Below are 18888 nucleotides of genomic sequence, written 5' to 3' on the forward strand. Positions count from 1 at the left end.
TAAATATTCACTAAATAATCACAATTTTTTTCTATAAAAAAGAGACAAAGCTCACAAAAAGCCCTGCCTCTTTTCATACTTTTTACATACTTTCCGAAATCTGTTTTCGTGATTACAGGAGATGTTTTCTCAGTTCTGCTCCGTCTGCGGCACTTAAATATGCAGGTGCTACATCAAATACGGTCTTGGCACCTGTCTGTCCTTCTTTGCTCATGCGGTATGCAGCTCTTGCATAGGCAGCGAGTACAGAAGACGTGAATTCCGGGTTGGAATCTAGTTTCAGGCTGTATTCGATCACATGACTGTTCTCATCATTCCATCCTGTTTTACCGCTTCTGATCACGAATCCGCCGTGTGGGATTCCGCTGTGGTCACGTTTCAGTTCCTCCTCTGTAATGAAGTGTACAGTTGTATCATATTCGTCGAAATAGTTCGGCATTGTCTTGATCTCATTCTCGATCTGAGCCAGATCCGCGCCTTCTTCAGCTACTACGAAGCACTCTCTGGTATGTTTCTGTCTGGTTGTAAGTTCCGGATTCTCTCCGTTACGTACAGCTTCCAGAGCTGCTTCTACAGGGATTGTATATTGTTTTCCGTCTTTTACGCCTTTGATACGGCGGATAGCATCAGAATGTCCCTGGCTGACACCTTTGCCCCAGAATGTATAATCTTTTCCGTTTGTCAGGATCGCATTTGCATAAAGACGGTTCAGGGAGAACATTCCCGGATCCCAGCCAACAGAGATGATTCCTACATGTCCGCTCTCTTTGGCAGCTTTATCTACTGCTTCGAAATGCTGCGGGATCTTTGCATGAGTGTCAAAACTGTCAATAACATTGAAATATTTTACATATTCAGGGGTCTGTTTCGGAAGATCTGTAGCACTTCCTCCGCAGATGATCAGAACATCGATCTTGTCTTTCATTTTCTCCGCGTCATTTACAGAATATACAGAAGCTGTTTCTGTAAGGACCTTTACTGTCTGAGGATCACGGCGTGTGAACACTGCCACAAGCTCCAGATCCGGATTATGTTTGATGGCACACTCTACACCACGGCCAAGGTTGCCATAGCCTAAAATACCAATACGAATACTCATTATATTTTCCTCCTCTGGTCTTTATTCAATCACCACTTTAATATAGTAGTCTTTCAAAAGAGAGTTGTCAATTACAAACTTATATTTTCCTTCAAAATCCTGTCAACAGCAGAACACGCCACCTCCCGGGCAGCACAGACTGCAGGCAAGGTTCGCCAGACAGAGTTTCATACAGTAATCATCCCCTCCAGTGGGCATGCCGCCAAAAGGATTCTGCATTTCCTGATACCAGGTTCCTCCGCCCTCCATCTGCTGAAGAAGCATCCGGTACTGTGCATTATCCGGTTCCTGGCGCACGGCTTCCCGGATATCGTTCAAGGCATTTACATTGTTTCCCAGGCCCATATTCGCCATGGAGGACAGATAATACCATTGTCCATTACGCTGTTCCAGAGACTGCAGTACATTCATAGCTTCCCTGTAATGACCGCTCTGGATATAATTGGCTGCTGCCTGTCTGCGTATGGCTTCTTCATCCTGATAGCTGTTTTCTGTCTGTCCGGAAAAACCACTGAATCCACCAAATCCGCCGCCATAGCTGCCATATCCGCTGCCCTGCTCTTTTTCACGCATGATCTGCTCATATGCTTGCTGTACCTGTTTAAATTTTTCTTCTGCCTGCTCTTTATTCGGATTATTGATATTGGCATCCGGATGATACTTACGGCTTAACTTACGGTAGGCCTTTTTTATCTCATCATCTGATGCATTTCTGTCCACTCCCAGTATACTGTACGGATCAATCATGTTCTCTCTCCCCTGCTTCCTTCCGCTGTTTCCGGATGGCTTCAAAACGGCACCACACACCGGAGTAAAGAATATTTCTCAGAATATCCGTATATTGTATAATAGGAAGCTTCTCAAATTCTCTGCAGGTCTGTGCCATCATCATGATCAGAAGCTGCTGTACCTGCCCGTCAAACCCTTTCATTTTATATTTCTCTGAAAAGGGATTGTAATTTCCACTTTTCACATCTTTTTCCACATCATCATAGGCATCCAGAAGATAGATAAATTTTCCCAGATAAAATCCCATCCGTCTCAGGGTATTCTCCCAGACATCCGGTTTCCATGCCAGGATTTCTTCCATGATCCTGCCAAAGCAGCCGGACATCCTGTCTATATCCTTTTCCCCTGCCTGCTCCATTGCCGACAGTTCATGAAGAAGCTGCCGGATCTTCGCTGCCTTTTCCGGATAATGCCGGCTCAGTTTTTTATTTTTGCCCTGAAGGATCTTCGCATATCCCAGTGCTGCAGCCTTTTTCTCATCTTCCCAGTCGTCTCTGCATTTATAATAAGTAAGAAGGATGTTCATATCAGCGCCGTATTCTGTAGCGGCATTCTTTCTTACCTGCTGTTTCTGTACCGGGTGGATCACGCAGCGGGTAGTTCCCTTCAGCGTAGGCAGCTCATAAAGGGCACTGAGCAGAATAACTACAAATGTCATGTCATAGGTCAGGGATATCTGACCGGATATTCCGTATTTCTCTCTCAGTTCTCTGCACAATCCGCAGTAAAAGGATCTGTACAGGTCAAAATCCTTAAAACGGATCTCCGGTTTGTTCATCACCACATAACCAAACATTTTATCTCCTCTTTATGAATTTCTCATGACACTTGGGACATTCGATCTCTACTTTCTGACCTTTTCCCCTGGGAATACGGATCTTCTGTCCGCAGCCCGGGCAGGTATAGATATGATGTGTTTTTCTCTGCTCCATCATACTCTTTTCCCTGTTAAATCTGCTGCGCAGTTTCTGTGTCTGTGCCAGGTATTTCTGATTTTCACTGTAACGTGCAGAAACATTTCTGGAAAGGATACGGTAGTATGTGTAAATGATCAGTATAAATCCCAGCATGTCCAGAATTCCACCGACAGCACTTCGTCTCATAAAAGATCCTATTACTACCAGAAAAAGCGCAACACCCAGTGTGAACCTTGCAAACTGGTCCACACCGTAACGTCCCTGCATAAATTTGTTTATTTTATCTCTCATTATTTCCTCTTTTCTGACCTTTCCTGTCTTACTCTCTTACAAGAACTTTCAGAACTTCTGCAATATACATGGTATGATAATCTTTCTCAGGATACCATTTTCCGTCGTTTTCCGGTGCGTCAAAACACTCCGGTTTGATCTCGTCATGATACATTTTTCTGCATACCATGATCATATCTGCTTCTTCGATCCCTGCTGTTCCGTCTGTATAATACGGAGTCAGCCCTGCATCTTTGATCTTATCTGATCCTTTTCCTGATACAGTTCCGCAGTAATTCAGTGCTTTTCTGTACTCCTTACCAAGAACAGAGATTGTAAATGTATCCTCTCTGTCTACAAATTCCTTGGTATATCTCTGTGGACGAATGTATACAGTTACTGCATTTTTTCCCCACATTACACCCATGGCTCCCCAGCTTGCTGTCATGGTATTGCATTTTTCTTCATTACCTGCTGTGATTAGCAGCCAGTCCTTTCCGATAGTTGTAAACGGATTCATATTCAGTTCTGATGGATTCACTTCTTTAAAACTCATTTTTATTCCTCACTTTCCTATTTATCATTACATACCTGGAAAATATAGAATTTCAGATAGTAAGATTCATCTGCTGCCCACAGGATCGGATGATCCGGTGCCTGGGTTCTGTATTCCACCTGACGAAGGCGTTTGTGTACATTCTTCGCAGCCTGTCCGATGGTTCTGGTAAAAAGTTCATAATCCATGAAATGAGAGCAGGAACAGGTTGCCAGATAACCGCCGTCCTTCACAAGTTTCATGGCACGGAGATTAATCTCACGGTAACCCTTTACTGCATTTTTTATGGAATTTCTGGACTTGGTAAATGCAGGGGGATCCAGGATGACCACATCGAATTTCTCTCCCTTTTCTTCCAGTTCAGGGAGAAGTTCAAATACATCCTCACAGATAAATTTCACAGTGTCGGATAAGCCATTCAGTGCAGCATTGTCTGTGGCCTGATCCACTGCAAGCTGGGAAGCATCCACACCTGTAACACTTGCAGCACCTGCAATCCCTGCATTCAGTGCGAAAGATCCGGTATGGGTAAAGCAATCCAGCACTCTGGCTCCCTTACATAATTTCTGGATCGCCAGTCTGTTATATTTCTGATCCAGGAAAAATCCTGTTTTCTGTCCGTCTTTTACATCTACTTCATATTTGACGCCGTTCTCTTCGATCTGTACCAGTGTAGGGAACTCCGGTCCGATGAAGCCCTTCACCAGCTCCATGCCTTCCTGCTTTCTGACTTTCACATCGCTTCTCTCATAAACACCACGGATCTGGATGCCGTCCTCAGCCAGAACTTTCTTCAGAAGTTCTATAATTGTTTCTTTAAAACGATCGATTCCCAGAGCCAGTGACTGTACAACCAGCACATCAGAGAACTTATCCACCACGATCCCGGGAAGGAAATCTGCCTCTGCGAAAATCAGTCTGCAGCTTCCTGTATCTACAACTTTCTTACGGTATTCCCATGCATCCCGCACTCTCTTCTCCAGAAATGCTTCATCAATCTCCACATGTTCATCTCTTGTGAGAAGACGTACTGTAATTTTGGAATTGGTATTTATAAATCCCTTTCCCAGCGGATATCCATCGAAGTCATGTATCAGAACCAGATCTCCGTTGCTAAAGCTTCCCATGATCGTATCTATCTCATTATCAAAAATCCACATTCCGCCGGATTTCAGAAGTCTTCCTTCTCCTTTTTTCAGCGTTACCACTGCCATTCCCATATTTATCCTTATTCCTCCCTGTTACGATTTACATCTCTTGTTTCTTTTTTATCAGAAATAATTTACGATACATTTTAACACATCTGTTTTTATTTTTCTACCGGTTACGCAAAGCAGCCTGTGAAATCACGGAAATTTCACAGGCTGTTTCTGATTTCTTTATTCTTTTTTCAGCATCTGTTTAGATAAACCGCACCTGGCTGTCTGAAGCAGGGAACTTACTTGATTTGAGTCAAGCGGATATTCGCAATCCGCTTCGCTACTTGCTCATAACCAAATAACTGCTCCGCAGTTTATCAGAAGGAGCTTCACTCCTCCTGATACAAGCAAGTCCCCACCCACTGCTTATTGCTTTTCACAATTGAAGCAGGGGACTTACTTGATTTGGTTAAATGCATTTTACAAGAATGCATCTGTCCAGACCGCCATAACATTTGGTAATCTTTTTCACTTCGTAGCCCTGGCTCTCCATATTCTGTCTGCTGAACTGATTATCCGGATGGATGGTGCACATGAGATAATGAAATTTTTCTTTATCTATCCGTGCTTCTGCTGCTTGCAGCATCCTTCCCTGCAGTCCTGCCCCACGATAATCACTGCATACTACAGTTGAATCCATCACAACCACCTGACCAAGTGCTTCTTCTTCCATATCCAGATAATGTCCCAAATTGTCTTCTCCCTCAGGATATTTCACGATAAAAAATCCTGCAGTCTGTCCATCAACAGTCCGAGCTACGATCGTATATCCGTGTTCTGAAATATGTTCCCTTACATAAGCTTCATCATCAGAAACGAACCAGTCCGGATGTTCCTGGTCTGCTGCCGCTTCTGCCATAATATCCATGATCCCAGGAACATCCTCCTGCGTGGCCTGCCTGATCAGGAAAATATCCCGCGCATTTCCTACTTTACTCTTCACCTGATGCATCTTCTGTGTCATAAGTCTCTGTGCTCTCATTGTAGAGTTTCTCGAAGAACTTCATGGTATCTTTATACAGGCTCTGTCTCTCATCATCTGTCAGTTCGGACAGTTCCGGTCCTGCCTGGGATCCTTCCGAGATTCCGAAGATCTCTTTCATGGATCTGTCAAGCATGTTCAGCTCTGTGGTCATATACATTTCTGTTCCGTCTGCTTCATAGGAATCTGTGCCGTCAGTGAGGATCTTCAGATATGCTTTCTCCACTTCCTTCGTAAGGGCTGCACCGTTCTCTGCATCAAGAACTACGGAATTCTCTGCTGTATCATCTCCCATTGCAGTATGAAGAGAATCCACATCACCTTCATATTCACCCTTGCAGAATGTCTCTGCCTGATTGAACAGCAGCATCTGATCGTCTGTCAGGGAAGCAGTATCCAGTTCCTCTGAAGATGAGGAGTCAGCATCCTGTGTATCATCAGATCCATCTTCTGTATTCTCATCCAGGCTGGCATCTGAGCTGTCTTCTGTATCTCCGTCAGTACTGTCATCTGTATTCTCATCGTAGATCACTTCATCTTCATCCGTATTGTCAAAAGTACCGTCGTCTGTTGTTTCGCTGTCAGCGTCTGAAGTGTCTGTGTCCATTCCTGTATCCTGTTCCAGAGACGGATTCTCTGTAGAACTCTCCACTACATCTCCGCCCAGTGCACTGTTATCCACACTGTTTAAAATGTCATCTGCAGAATCTCCTGCATTCACAGTATCGTCTTCCTCGTCTGCCACATCTCCAATGTCATCACTGCTTTCTGATGTATTCTGGTCTACCTGCTCCAGAGTCGCCTTTACATCATCATAATTGTAATCCTGCTGTGCGATCTGCTGAAGAAGTGACACGATCTTATCAATCTGGTCAGAATCCAGGTTTACATTGTTCTGCTGTGCCACATTTACTACAATATTATAGATGTCATCTGCATTCTGGACATTATCCCTGATCACCTGCATCTTGGAATTGTTCATAACTGTGGTGGCATCATTCTTACCCACCTCATCAGCCAGATTTCCGGTTACTACCATTTCCTCTGTGGCCAGTTCCTTCTTCGCGCTGTCAAGTTCTTCCCCTGTAGCTGTCTCATATGCCATCTGGATACCGGTCAGGGCTCCTGTACCGGAAACTTCGAACGGGCAGGCAGCTACTACTTCACAGTTCTTAACACCTGAGGTGGAAAGTGAAGTGGCAATCATATTGCAGGTTACCCAGTTCAGGTTGGCAGTACGTACCTTAATGCCGCCGGACTGTGTTGGCTTTACGTAAGCACAGCTTACAGTTCTGGTTCCGATCTGTTCAATAGGAACATAGGCACTTAAATGATCTCTCTCATCCTGATTGGTGATGGTCAGGATCTGTACCTGGCTGCTGTCTACGTTAAAATATTTCATCATTGTATTCTTCTGTGCATCTGTCAGATCCGCCCCCAGTGTAACAACCTTCATGGAATCTGCCATCGCCGGCAGTGAAGTTCCGGCAACTGCCAGACATGCGCTGCAGAGTAATGCACCCAGTGCTTTCGCTTTTTTCATAATATAACCTCCCTGTATATGTTGAAAATTTTTTCCCTTTTCCCGTTTGGTGAATCTATTATAGCATACTCTAAAGATATTTTGTAACCCTGATTGTTCAAGCAGATAATCAATAATGGATGTGGAGACTTCCCAAAGATATCGGATACAACAGAATCTAATGCAACATTACAAACAGTAAGAGCATTCTGGTATCTATTCTTTTCACTTGAACGGCAAGAAACAAGCTTGCAACGATATCTAGTGTATTCTCTGAGAATACGGATTGACTTGCCGGGAATGTAACTGCCTTTCACAAGTCCAAGACGGAACAAATCTCCAATCCATTTAGAATTCTTGGTATCATCTTTGTTCCCTTTAACAGCTTTTACCCATTTGGGATTGGCAATGGTGACATTGATATCATCTTCAAGAAAATTAAAAACAGGAACCCAGTATTTACCGGTGGATTCCATACAGACATCATGACAGTCATTTTTTAGAAGCCATGTTTTGAATTCTAAAATAGAATTGTTAAATGTAGAAAAACGCCTCTTTTGATAGGAAGGTTCAAAACCACTAGTAGTTTTAATGATTGTGGCAACGAGAAAAGATTTGTGAACATCGACACCACAGCAGGTTGGATAAGTAACTTGCATAGCGTAGCTCCTTTCGTAAAAGATAAGAAGCCATTGACTGAACTGCCACACAATAAAACAAAGTTTGTCGGTTTTGGAAAGTTGCAATTTTTTCATTTCTGGTTGCAACCTGACGACATTCGATTGTTTTGTAAAGTGCTCCCATAATAGGATAGCGATACTTAAATAGCCCTCTCTTAGAGGAAATTTAAAAGTTGCCGTCTGTGTCTAGTTATTTAACAGGAAGAGGAAGAATATATTTTCTCGCCCCTCCCATTGAACTGTGCGTACGGGTCTCTTATACAGATCTACAGCTTATATTCCAACTTTAACTATGGTGTTGCGAAGTTCAATCAACTTTCAGCATCCGATACCCCACGCCAATGTGTGTTTGGATATATTGTGGAGAGTTCGGTTCTTTCTCGATTTTTTTACGAAGTGTTGCCATAAACACACGAAGGGAAGCAATATCATTATCCCAACTACTTCCCCAAATGCTTTGCGTAAGGAAAGTATGGGTCAGAACTTTTCCTATATTTCTTGTCAACAGGCAAAGCAACTTATATTCAATAGGTGTTAAATGCAACTCTTCTTCATTCAAATAAGCACAACCTGCAGCATAATCTACACGAAGTTTTCCGTTTACAAAAACAACCGCTTCGGCAGGGGATACTTTTTGCATCATCGATAACCTTCTTTGCGTGACTCGTAGTCTGGCAAGCAGTTCCTCAACAGAAAATGGCTTTGTTAAATAATCATCTGCGCCAGCATCCAACGCATCAATTTTATCGGTATCTTCACTGCGAGCACTGATTACGATAATTGGCATGTTTGACCAAGTACGGATTTTTTTTATAATCTCAACACCATCTATATCAGGAAGTCCTAAATCAAGTAAAACAATGTCAGGATTGTGTGAAGATGTTTCTAAAATTGCCGATTGACCATCGGGTGCCGTCAGATATCGGTATTCGTGCGCTTTTAAGGTTGTTGTAATTAAATTTCTGACAGATGTGTCATCTTCTACAACTAATATTAGTGATTTATTCATATACTTTGACCTCCCCTGCCGGTAATGTAAATGTAAATACTGTTCCGTGCGGCAGATTATCTGAAACAGTAAGTTCTCCGCCGTGGGCGTTAATAATGGACTTGCACAAAGATAATCCGAGTCCTAAACTTCGGCGGCTGTCTGCAATTTGATTTGCACCGCTATAGAACATGTCGAATATCCGTGGCTTTATTTCGTCAGCAATTCCGTTTCCGTCATCCGATATAGATACGATTGCTTGTTTTCCCCGCTTTTCTGTCCGAATAACAATATGAGAGTTTTTAGGTGTATATTTGATAGCATTATCAACAATATTGATGATTACCTGAACAATAAGCTTTGCATCCATTTTTGCAAGAAGAAATTCTTCTTTGCTTTCAACGGAAATATGATGTTCTTCACTCTTTCGGTTAATATGATGTAACGCTTCTGTGATCACGTCATCCATCAAATCTTCCGTTATACGGAGATTCAACCGTCCTTCTTCAATCCGGGTTACAGCCAGCAAGTTTTCTACAAGGTTAATCAGCCACATGGAATCATCATAAATATCCATGTACAGCTGCTTTTTTGTATCATTATCAAAGGAATCGCCGTTGGACAAAAGATTGCTGGCATTACCAGAAATGGATGTCAGCGGTGTCCTCAAATCATGTGAAATAGCACGCAGCAGGTTCGCTCGCAACTGTTCATTTTTTGCAAGAATGGCCGCCTCCTGTTTCTCACGGGCATTTTTCTCATTTTCCAAAGCCAGGGCACATTCTCCGAGAATGGATAGTAGAATACTATTTTCAAATGGATCAAGAGGTATTTCCCCCATCACGATTCCAATAACTCCATATACCATACTGCTACTGCGAACAGCAAGGTACAGGCATTTTGCATTGGAAAGCGTTCCTGTTGTAGCTCCGGCACGTTTATTGTTTTTCAATACCCAGCCGGCAACGGCCTTTTCATTTTCGGAAATACACGATTCCAAATTTCCTTCAGTTACAGAAAAAATATGCGGCGTATCCAACACTTCTCCATCAGCTAAATAAAAAACGATATCTTTTCCCAAGAGTTTAATGAGCTGATTTGAAGTTGCAGATACAATTTCATTTTTATCTTTTGCCTGTTGCAATAGCTGGTTTGTATCAAATAACACTTTGGTACGGTAAGCAGATTGTGCCGCCTGTTTTGCTTGGTTTTTAATCCGTATAGCAAGAGAACCGGTTAAAAATGCCGCCAAAAACATGATAATAAAGGTAACAGGATAACCCTGATCATACGCCTGCAAGGTAAATTGAGGTTCCGTAAACAGGAAACTAAAGACCAAAACACTTACAATCGAGGAAATTAGGCTGTATATCTGATGTTTCGTGATGACAGCGGTGACAAGAACACCTAAAACAAAAACAGTAATGATATTTGCTTCGTCAAATCCAAATTTCTGGAAAATCATTCCGACTAAACTGGATAAAATCAGAATCGCAGTAGATTTTAATGTATCAGTGACAGAGAATACGATATGATTCTTTTTCCTGCCCCCTCTTAACTGATACACTGCCGCATTAGAAACCGTATCCGGAATAATATGCACATCCAGGTTAGGGGCATAATCAATCAATTTTTCTGTCAGGGTCGGTTTGCTGAGCAAATGCCGTTTTGTAGCAGAACTACGTCCGATCACAATCTTTGACACACCGGACAAACGAGTAAATTCCGCAATCTGAAACGGAACATCTTCTCCGTAAACTGTTTCTATTTTTGCCCCAAGCTGCTCAGCAAGACAAATATTTGAACGCAGGCGTTTTACATTTTCCTCGCTCATCACCGAAAAATCTGGGGTTTCTACAAACAGAGCCGTAAACTCCCCTTTAAAAGCAGAAGCCATTTTTGCGGCGGTACGGATAATTTTCGCATTGGATGGAGAAGAAGATAGACATACAAGAATATGTTCGCCTGTGTGATAATCTCCATGATTTTTTATGCGGGTATTTTCTGTGAGGATATTCACCCGGTCTGCACATCGCCGCAGTGAAATCTCCCGGAGAGCTGTCAAATTTTCTATTGTAAAAAAATTTTCTACTGCCTGTTTTGCCTGTGTCTGTCTGTATACATTTCCTGTATTCAAACGGTTGATCAAATCCTGTGGTTCAATATCTATTAATTCAACCTGATCTGCATTATCAAAAATAGAATCCGGGATGCGTTCCCGTACAACAATTTCCGTAATGGATGCAACTGTATCACAAAGGCTTTCAATATGCTGAACATTGACAGTCGTATAGACATCAATCCCTGCATTCAAAAGTTCCTTAATGTCCTGATACCGTTTTGCATGACGGCATCCTTCGGCATTCGTATGCGCAAGTTCATCTACAAGGATAAGCTGTGGTTTTCTTTTCAACGCCATGCCAATGTCGAATTCGTTCAGTATCATACCATTATAAAAAACTTCTCTTGTAGGAAGAACTTCTAAGCCATTCAAAAGAGCTGCTGTTTTTGGACATGCGTGGGGTTCTACATAACCGGCTACCACGTCAATTCCCTGCTGTTTTTCCATATGAGCTGCTTCTAACATTGCGTAGGTTTTACCCACACCAGCTGCATATCCGAAAAAGATTTTCAAATGTCCTTTATTACGGTTTTCTTCATCAGCTTGGATTTCCTTTAATAACTGATCCGGATTGTGTCTGCTTTCACTCATACGGTCATCTCCTTGTACAAAAACATTATAAGAATAATACGTAAATTTCAGAAAAGCATTTTAGCACTGACATTAAAATCGCATAAAGATTATAACACCTTTTCTTCTTTTTTTCCATTCGGGCGTGTAGCCGAAAGCAGAAAACGCTCCGAAAAATCACGCAATTTTTCGACAAATAGGCCCTTCATACAATTAATGTCATTTTGCCATATCACTCTCGCTGGTTTCTCAATCGTGTTGATGGGATGTACCGCAATGTCTATAGAGCCTGGAGTAATAACACTTTGCTTTATTTGAAGGGATAAGGAACAATACTCATCTTTCAAAATATCGTTGGAATTTTCTATGATAAAGCCAAAATCAAGTTTATTATTTCCCAGCCCATTTATTATTTCACTTACAGAACCGTAGAACAGGTTCAGCTCATAGTTTGGGTATTCGCTTGAAAATTGTTCTAATAGATCTGCAATAGAATCTATGATTGCAGGTGTTTCAAATCCAATCCTGAGCTTAGAATCCGAAATAAGTTTTTGGGATTGATTTTCCTTGAGAAATTTATCCAGCTTTTCCATAAGAAAATAAACATAAATAAATGCTGCCAATACCACTATAAGTAAAACAAAGTCTTTCATATCACCAACTTCTTTCAAAAATTAAATATGAAAACATTTTTGAATATTTTTCGTCTCCCCAAGAACAAGCATGGTACTGCCCTTTAACAACTGCGTATCGGAACTTATTTTCAAATTCATAATATCATTTGTTTTCAGCGCCATAATATTGATGTTATATTTTTTTCGTATATCCAACTGACCGATTGTTTTTCCTATCCATTCTCCCGGTATAGATATTTCAAAGATTGCATGTTCTTCATCTAGTTCTATGTAATCGAAAATATGATCAGCACTATAACGGATCGCAACCCAATCGGCAAGCTGCCTTTCGGGATAAACAATTTCATCTGCGCCGTTTCGTAAAAGAAATTTTGCATGAACATCACGAGCGGCACGAGACACCACCATTTTTGCACCGAGTTCCTTCAAAAGGGACGTTACTTCCAATGAATTCTGAAAGTTATCTCCGATAGCCACAATACAAACATCAAAATTTCCAACACCAAGCGAACTTAAAAAAGCCTCATTAGTCGCATCCCCAATCTGAGCGTTAGTTACAAAGGGAAGTACAGCATCAACTCGAGTATCTTCTTTATCTACCGCCATCACCTGATGATGCAATTCATCTAATTTTATAGCAATGTGCCGTCCGAATCTTCCCAGACCGATAAGTAATATTGATTTCATTTTTTTATTCTCCTTAACCTACTGTAATTTTTTCCTGAGGATATTTTGAAACGTTAAGCTTTTTTTCAGAAATGGTAGCAAAAATCAAGGTCAATCCTCCCACTCTGCCAAAAAACATCAGGCAAATCAAGATTATATGGGAAACAAGCCCCAGGTCAGGAGTTATTCCCAACGATAACCCTACCGTCCCGATTGCCGACGCCGTCTCAAACAAAGCGGTCATAAGTGGAATATCTTCTGTTCTGCTAATTACCATTCCTCCGACAAGGAATAAAACGATATACATCAAAAAAATCGTAGCTGCATTTCTGATCGTGTCATCCGGAATTTGTCTGCCGAAAAAATGGGTGTGTTCCTTTTTTCTAAATACAGATAATGCCGATGAAACGAGAACTGCAAGAGTTGTCGTTTTCATTCCACCTGCAGTGGAACCGGGCGAGCCACCGATGAGCATCAGCATAATGATAAGCATTTGCCCAACTTCACTGAGTAAAGTCAAATCTGCCGTATTGAATCCTGCTGTTCTCGGCGTAACGGATTGAAACAAAGAAACCCATACTCTTTCTGTAAGAGGCACATTTGAAAACTCAAAATAAAAAAAGTAAAGAGCCGGTAAGAATATCAATATTCCTGTTACCATAAAAATCACCTTGCTTTGCATCCGGTATTTTTTTAAATGCCATTTATGATTCTTTATATCCTCCCAGGTAAGGAATCCAATACCTCCTGCAATAATCAGCATCATAATTACAAGATTTACAATCGGCTGTACAGAATAAGAGGTCAACGAGGAAAAAGGAGTTCTTATACCGATTAGATCAAATCCTGCATTGCAAAAAGCAGAAATAGAATGGAACAGTGAATACCATATTCCTTTCCAAAACCCAAAGTCCCTGCAAAAAACAGGGGCTAAAAGAACCGCACCAATGATTTCGATAAGAATAGTAGTCCGAATAATAAATTGCGTTCTCCGCACAATACCACCCACCGTTGGAGCCGAAATTGCCTCTTGCATGGTACTTCGCTGCATCAACCCGATTTTGCGTCCGGAAACAACAGCAATCGCAATAGCAATCGTAATAATTCCCATACCTCCGATTTGAATCAGCAGTAAAATAACTCCTTGGCCAAATAAAGACCAGTAGGTTGCCGTATCCTTAATAACCAGTCCCGTCACACAAACCGCAGAAGTTGCGGTAAACAAAGCATCCAAAAAGGAGGTACACTGACCGCTTTTTGTAGCAATCGGCAGCATCAAAAGCAGACTGCCTAAGAGAATCACGGATAAAAACCCTAAACTAATCACTTGAAATGATGTTATATGTCGATGTCTTGATCTGTTTGTCTGTTGCATAACTATATCCCCATAATCTTAATTTCTTTTTTATATTGCCTTTATTCTATCTTTATTTGTATTAAATGGGCGTAAGTAAGTTTGTTTTGAAATTAAGATTGTATAAAGATGAGCAGAAGTCTGAAATCTTTTGAGAGCACTCGTTACAGGATACAGTCCAACATCAAATTGACTTTCAGAACATTTACTGCTTCCGTTGGCTTTGTCAGGAAAAATAAGCTGTGCAATTCCCGTCACAATGCCCGTATAAACTACGCCACAAACACAGTAAAAATCAAAAAGATAATTGCTGACTTCGGCAATACATTTTTTAATATTTTCATCATAGAGCCTCCTTATGCCAACCCAAACAATACTATCTCCACTGCTGACCGGATCGCAAGTATTTCTTTATCAACCATATCCCGTATCTTCGGAATCAGATGGGTTAACCGGATATATCGCTTGATCTGTGTCACACTTTCGCCAACCATACTGGCGAGCTGTTCATTGCTTCGCTTGCCTCCTGCTCCGCCTTTTTTCTGGATTTTTACTTTTCCAAATTCCTGTAATTCTGCTTCCAGTTCTGATACATTCACCAGTTCTGTCTTACACTTCGGTTCCAGTGGGTCCGAAGTATCTGCTTCTGCTCTTCCCTGGTGCTTCATTGCTTCCAGACGCATTTTATAGGCAAACGCTTTTTCGCTTGGCAGTATCTTCTCTCTTTGAAGATTACTGTCCACCATCGCTATAACCGACTGATCATCATCCAGTTCCCGGATAATGACCGGCACTTCCATAAATCCTGCCCATAGCGCTGCTTCTTTTCGTCTGTGTCCGGCTATAATTTCATATCCATCACCATGTGGATTTTTTCTCACCAGAAGCGGAACTAATACTCCTTCCTTCTCAATACTACATCGCAGTTCAAACAGTTCCTGATTTTTCTCTACCTTAAACGGGTGTCCTTCAAAGCTATGCAGCTCATCCAGTTTCATCAGTACAATACCTGCACCCGGCTCGTGATTCTCTGGTGAATACATTTCTTTCTTCCTTGCCATTTTTTATCTTCTCCTTTGCCTTGGGATAAAAGAAAAGGACACTCATCTTGCAGAAGTTCTGAAAACAAGCGTCCTTTTGGCTTTTCTCTATGCTATTAAATAAAAAATGTTAATTCTGTCCGAATGTATTTCCTCATACCAGATGCAATACTACTGACACTTCGATTCCATTCATAATCTGCTTTTTCTTGCCCTGTTTGCCTGTTGGTGTGAAACTCATATACCTCGCAAAGTGCCTAAAATTAAGGACTTCTACGAATTCACCCGATGTAGACAACACACGACTTCCACATGCACAGTTTCGCAGAACTGGTCTACGCTGCATGCCTTTTCCAGTTCGTAGCCTGCAGCGAGGAATGCCGGGAGATCCCGGGCGAGGCTGGTGGCTTTGCAGGAGATGTAGACGATGTGGTCTACGCCGTAGGAGAGAATCTTCGGCAGGGCCTTTGGGTGAATACCGTCTCTTGGTGGGTCGAGAATGATCACGTCTGGTTTCTCAGTGAGGTCATCAAGGACTTTTAGAACATCTCCGGCTATAAATTTACAGTTACTTAAATTGTTCAGCGCTGCATTCTGTTTAGCGGCTTCTACTGCTTCCTCTACAATCTCTACTCCGATCACTTCATCTGCTACGGATGCTACGAGCTGAGCGATGGTTCCTGTTCCGCTGTAAAGATCAAAGACTACTTTATCTTTGGTATCTCCGATGTACTGGCGGACTACAGAATAGAGCACTTCTGCAGCCAGTGAGTTGGGCTGGAAGAATGAGAAGGTGCTGATCTTGAATCGCAGTCCCAGGAGGGTTTCGTAGAAGAAATCCTGTCCGTAAAGGATGCGGGTTTCATCACTCTGCACCACATCGGAAAGAGAGTCGTTAATGATGTGCATGATTCCGACGATTTTTCCTTCCAGCGGAAGTGCAAGGAGTTCTTCTTTCAGTGGCTGCAGGTCATGTTCTTCCTGACTGGTGGTGATCACGTGTACCAGGATTTCTCCGGTGGTTACGCCGCGGCGGAGAAGCAGGTGGCGCAGATAGCCTGTGTGCTGCATCTTTCTATAATAGGAAACATTTCGTTTCAGGAAAAATTCATGGACGCAGGTCAGGATTTTGGTCATGTCTTCGTGGACAAGTTTGCAGTCGTTTGCGGTAAGTACGTCATAGGTGCTGCCCTTCTTGTGCAGGCCAAGTGTGAGCGGACCATCTTTGTATGCGTCGCCAAAAGAGAATTCCATTTTATTGCGGTATCTGAATTCGATAGGGCTTCCGTGGATTCCTTCCCACTGGTAGTCAGCACCGTTTAATGCTCCCTCAAGCAGATCACGAACCTGGCGTTCTTTCATTACAAGCTGGTTCTCATAGGACATGGTCTGATACATGCATCCACCGCATTCCGGGAAAATGCTACAGACCGGGTCTCTTGTTTCAAGCGGGGATTTCTCCAGAACTTCCAGAAGTCGTCCTTCTACACGGCCGGAGCGTTTCTTGTTGATCATGAAACGGACTTTCTGGCCTGGCATGCCGTTCTTTACTGTGACTTTCTGGTCGCCTGTCATTACAATTCCTTTATTTGGAAAATCTACTTTTTCAATTACTCCCTCGTAAATTTCGCCTTTCTTCATATAACCTCCTGTATCGCTTTCGCAAAAATAGCCCCGGTATAAGCCGGAGCTATTCGTTCGTTTTCATAATTGCTCATTTTCTGCGGATATTCCGCTGTCTGTTTATGACAGAACCGGTAATTACTCTTCTTCGTCTTCGAAATAGTCGTCGAAGTCGTCGTCAAAATCCTCTTCGAAATCTTCCAGATAATCTGGCTTAAAGAAATGATATACAGCAAATGCGATACCTGCTACTGCTGCAACTGCGCCAATGATTGCCAGTACCCAGAGGACTGTATTTTTTTCTTTCTCTTCTTCTTTTTTGTTTAATGCTGCTAATAATTCTTCAATTTTAATGTTCATAGTCGCACCATCCTCTCAATAGTCTGCCAGCTGACGCTACCGTTATAGATAGAATAGCTGTTAACACTTTTGCCGTCTGCTGTTTAATGCAATTATTATACCACCTTCTCTGTGATTTTACCATAAATATATGAATTAATTTTCTTTTCTGAATTGCTTCTATACTTTTTTATAAAAGAAGAGCCATACCAGAAGTTATCATTACTTCCTTGCATGGCTCTTCAAATGGCAGTATATTTTTGATGTTATACTTTTTTGCTTAATAGTTCCTATATAATGGTCAGTCTTTTGTGATTGCTCCGATCACGAAATAGCAGATGACTGCTACAACCATGGCATTGATAGAAGCGATTCCTCCAGGGATCAGGTTTCCTGCCAGTGCGCCGCAGATAACACCGACGACGGAGCCCCATTTTACTTCTTTCTTTGCTTCTGCTCCTGACTCATAGTCGGATCTGTGGAGGAAGAAATCCAGGGAGATCAGTGCACCTACCGGCGGGAGGGCTGCGTTCAGGAAGTTAAGCCATCCTACGAAGTTATTGTAAAGCCAGATAGAAAGCACGGTTCCAATCACACCTGCGATGACTACCATTGGTTTCTTGCGGACTTTTGTGATATTGGAAAGTCCAAGTCCGGATGTGTAAAGTGCGTTGTCGTTGGTTGTCCAGATGTTTGCTCCCAGTGCGATCAGTGCAGGAACTGTCAGTCCCTGTGCGATCATAACGTAGAAGATATCATCCTTTCCTGTGAAAGCTCCACCTGTTGCACCAAATGCGAACATCAGGGCATTTCCAAGGAAGAATGCGATTACGGTTGTAACAATTGCAATCTTATTTGTTTTTGCATAACGGGTAAAGTTTGGTGTTGCTGTTCCGCCGCTGACAAAGGAACCAATTACCAGTCCTGCTCCGCCTGCGATGGTCAGTGTTCCCTGACTCTTTGCAAATACTGCCTCCAGACCGCCGCCCTGTCCGATTGCAAGATTCATGGAATAGATGCCAAGGATTGCAATCAACGGTACGGAAATATAGCTGACGATCTCAAGTCCTTCGATTCCGCGGTATGCGGAAAGTGTCATACACACACCAGCGATCACTACCAGAACTACCGGTGATACATGGAGCACTTCTGCTGCCGGAATAGCGAACATGGCTGCACCTACACCGAACCATCCAATCTGTGTGAAACTGATCAGTGCAGATGGCAGGTAAGAACCTTTTTTACCGAAAGAATGCTGTGCAAGCAGATCCAGTGACATACCAGTGTGGCTTCCGATGTAACCCAGCACACCTGTGTAAGCACCCAGCACGATGCTTCCGATCAGAACTGCCCAGATAAATCCCTGCAGGTTCAGTCCGATTCCCAGCTTCGCACCCACACTCATGCTAGCTGAAAAGAATGTGAAACCAAGCATGATAAAGAACATTGGCCAGAAGCCTTTTCTGGCTGTGGCTGGTACGCGCTCAAGGGAATAGTCCTTGTCTTCTACTACGTCTTTTGTGTTTTTACTCATAAT

18 protein-coding genes and 1 pseudogene are annotated in these 18888 nt (G+C 42.4%); all 19 read right to left on the reverse strand.

Annotated elements, in window-relative coordinates; genetic code table 11:
• Nucleotides 1-112 precede the first annotated feature (112 nt).
• Complete coding sequence (locus R8695_RS13810) at nt 113-1099, reverse strand: diaminopimelate dehydrogenase (protein ID WP_118511113.1); 987 nt, start codon at nt 1097-1099, stop codon at nt 113-115.
• A gap of 102 nt (nt 1100-1201) precedes the next feature.
• Nucleotides 1202-1846, reverse strand: a complete 645-nt coding sequence (locus tag R8695_RS13815; protein WP_118511115.1) for a J domain-containing protein — start codon at nt 1844-1846, stop codon at nt 1202-1204.
• Nucleotides 1839-2684 (reverse strand): DUF5685 family protein, encoded by an 846-nt coding sequence (locus R8695_RS13820; RefSeq protein WP_118511117.1) that lies wholly within the window; start codon nt 2682-2684, stop codon nt 1839-1841. The genes R8695_RS13815 and R8695_RS13820 overlap by 8 nt, the downstream gene beginning before the upstream one ends.
• Before the next feature lies 1 nt (nt 2685).
• Nucleotides 2686-3096, reverse strand: a complete 411-nt coding sequence (locus R8695_RS13825; RefSeq protein ID WP_118511119.1) for a hypothetical protein — start codon at nt 3094-3096, stop codon at nt 2686-2688.
• A 28-nt stretch (nt 3097-3124) separates the two neighbouring features.
• Entirely contained in the window at nt 3125-3631 is a 507-nt protein-coding gene (locus R8695_RS13830; protein WP_154779630.1) for a flavin reductase family protein, read from the reverse strand.
• Between the two features lie 17 nt (nt 3632-3648).
• Nucleotides 3649-4851, reverse strand: a complete 1203-nt coding sequence (locus R8695_RS13835; RefSeq protein WP_154779629.1) for a class I SAM-dependent rRNA methyltransferase — start codon at nt 4849-4851, stop codon at nt 3649-3651.
• A gap of 388 nt (nt 4852-5239) precedes the next feature.
• On the reverse strand, nt 5240-5794 hold the full coding sequence (locus R8695_RS13840) for a GNAT family N-acetyltransferase (RefSeq protein WP_243139443.1): 555 nt from the start codon (nt 5792-5794) through the stop codon (nt 5240-5242).
• Nucleotides 5763-7355 (reverse strand): DUF1002 domain-containing protein, encoded by a 1593-nt coding sequence (locus R8695_RS13845; RefSeq protein WP_154779669.1) that lies wholly within the window; start codon nt 7353-7355, stop codon nt 5763-5765. Before R8695_RS13845 ends, R8695_RS13840 begins: the two co-directional genes overlap by 32 nt.
• A gap of 87 nt (nt 7356-7442) precedes the next feature.
• Nucleotides 7443-7993: pseudogene (locus R8695_RS13850) on the reverse strand (IS110 family transposase); the annotation flags it as partial.
• Nucleotides 7994-8321: 328 nt separating this feature from the next.
• Nucleotides 8322-9023: a response regulator gene (locus R8695_RS13855; protein WP_006427007.1), complete on the reverse strand. Its 702-nt coding sequence runs from the start codon at nt 9021-9023 to the stop codon at nt 8322-8324.
• The gene (locus R8695_RS13860; RefSeq protein WP_154779628.1) at nt 9016-11715 is read right to left on the reverse strand and encodes a sensor histidine kinase; all 2700 of its coding nucleotides are present in this window, start codon (nt 11713-11715) and stop codon (nt 9016-9018) included. The genes R8695_RS13855 and R8695_RS13860 overlap by 8 nt, the downstream gene beginning before the upstream one ends.
• A gap of 89 nt (nt 11716-11804) precedes the next feature.
• Entirely contained in the window at nt 11805-12347 is a 543-nt protein-coding gene (locus R8695_RS13865; protein ID WP_118511129.1) for a LysR substrate-binding domain-containing protein, read from the reverse strand.
• Between the two features lie 21 nt (nt 12348-12368).
• Nucleotides 12369-13016 carry a potassium channel family protein gene (locus tag R8695_RS13870; protein WP_118511131.1) on the reverse strand — a complete coding sequence of 216 codons (648 nt, stop codon included), beginning with the start codon at nt 13014-13016 and terminating at the stop codon, nt 12369-12371.
• A gap of 13 nt (nt 13017-13029) precedes the next feature.
• Nucleotides 13030-14370: a TrkH family potassium uptake protein gene (locus R8695_RS13875; RefSeq protein ID WP_118511133.1), complete on the reverse strand. Its 1341-nt coding sequence runs from the start codon at nt 14368-14370 to the stop codon at nt 13030-13032.
• Between the two features lie 30 nt (nt 14371-14400).
• Nucleotides 14401-14607: a hypothetical protein gene (locus R8695_RS17750; protein ID WP_308418797.1), complete on the reverse strand. Its 207-nt coding sequence runs from the start codon at nt 14605-14607 to the stop codon at nt 14401-14403.
• Nucleotides 14608-14705: 98 nt separating this feature from the next.
• Nucleotides 14706-15410 (reverse strand): ParB/RepB/Spo0J family partition protein, encoded by a 705-nt coding sequence (locus tag R8695_RS13880; protein WP_243139442.1) that lies wholly within the window; start codon nt 15408-15410, stop codon nt 14706-14708.
• Between the two features lie 252 nt (nt 15411-15662).
• Nucleotides 15663-17030 carry a 23S rRNA (uracil(1939)-C(5))-methyltransferase RlmD gene (gene rlmD, locus R8695_RS13885; RefSeq protein WP_154779626.1) on the reverse strand — a complete coding sequence of 456 codons (1368 nt, stop codon included), beginning with the start codon at nt 17028-17030 and terminating at the stop codon, nt 15663-15665.
• Between the two features lie 120 nt (nt 17031-17150).
• Nucleotides 17151-17372 carry a hypothetical protein gene (locus R8695_RS13890; protein WP_118509497.1) on the reverse strand — a complete coding sequence of 74 codons (222 nt, stop codon included), beginning with the start codon at nt 17370-17372 and terminating at the stop codon, nt 17151-17153.
• A 280-nt stretch (nt 17373-17652) separates the two neighbouring features.
• Complete coding sequence (codB, locus tag R8695_RS13895; protein WP_118509496.1) at nt 17653-18885, reverse strand: cytosine permease; 1233 nt, start codon at nt 18883-18885, stop codon at nt 17653-17655.
• Nucleotides 18886-18888 lie beyond the last annotated feature (3 nt).

The sequence above is a fragment of the Blautia luti genome (genome assembly GCF_033096465.1).
Classification (GTDB): domain Bacteria; phylum Bacillota; class Clostridia; order Lachnospirales; family Lachnospiraceae; genus Blautia_A; species Blautia_A luti.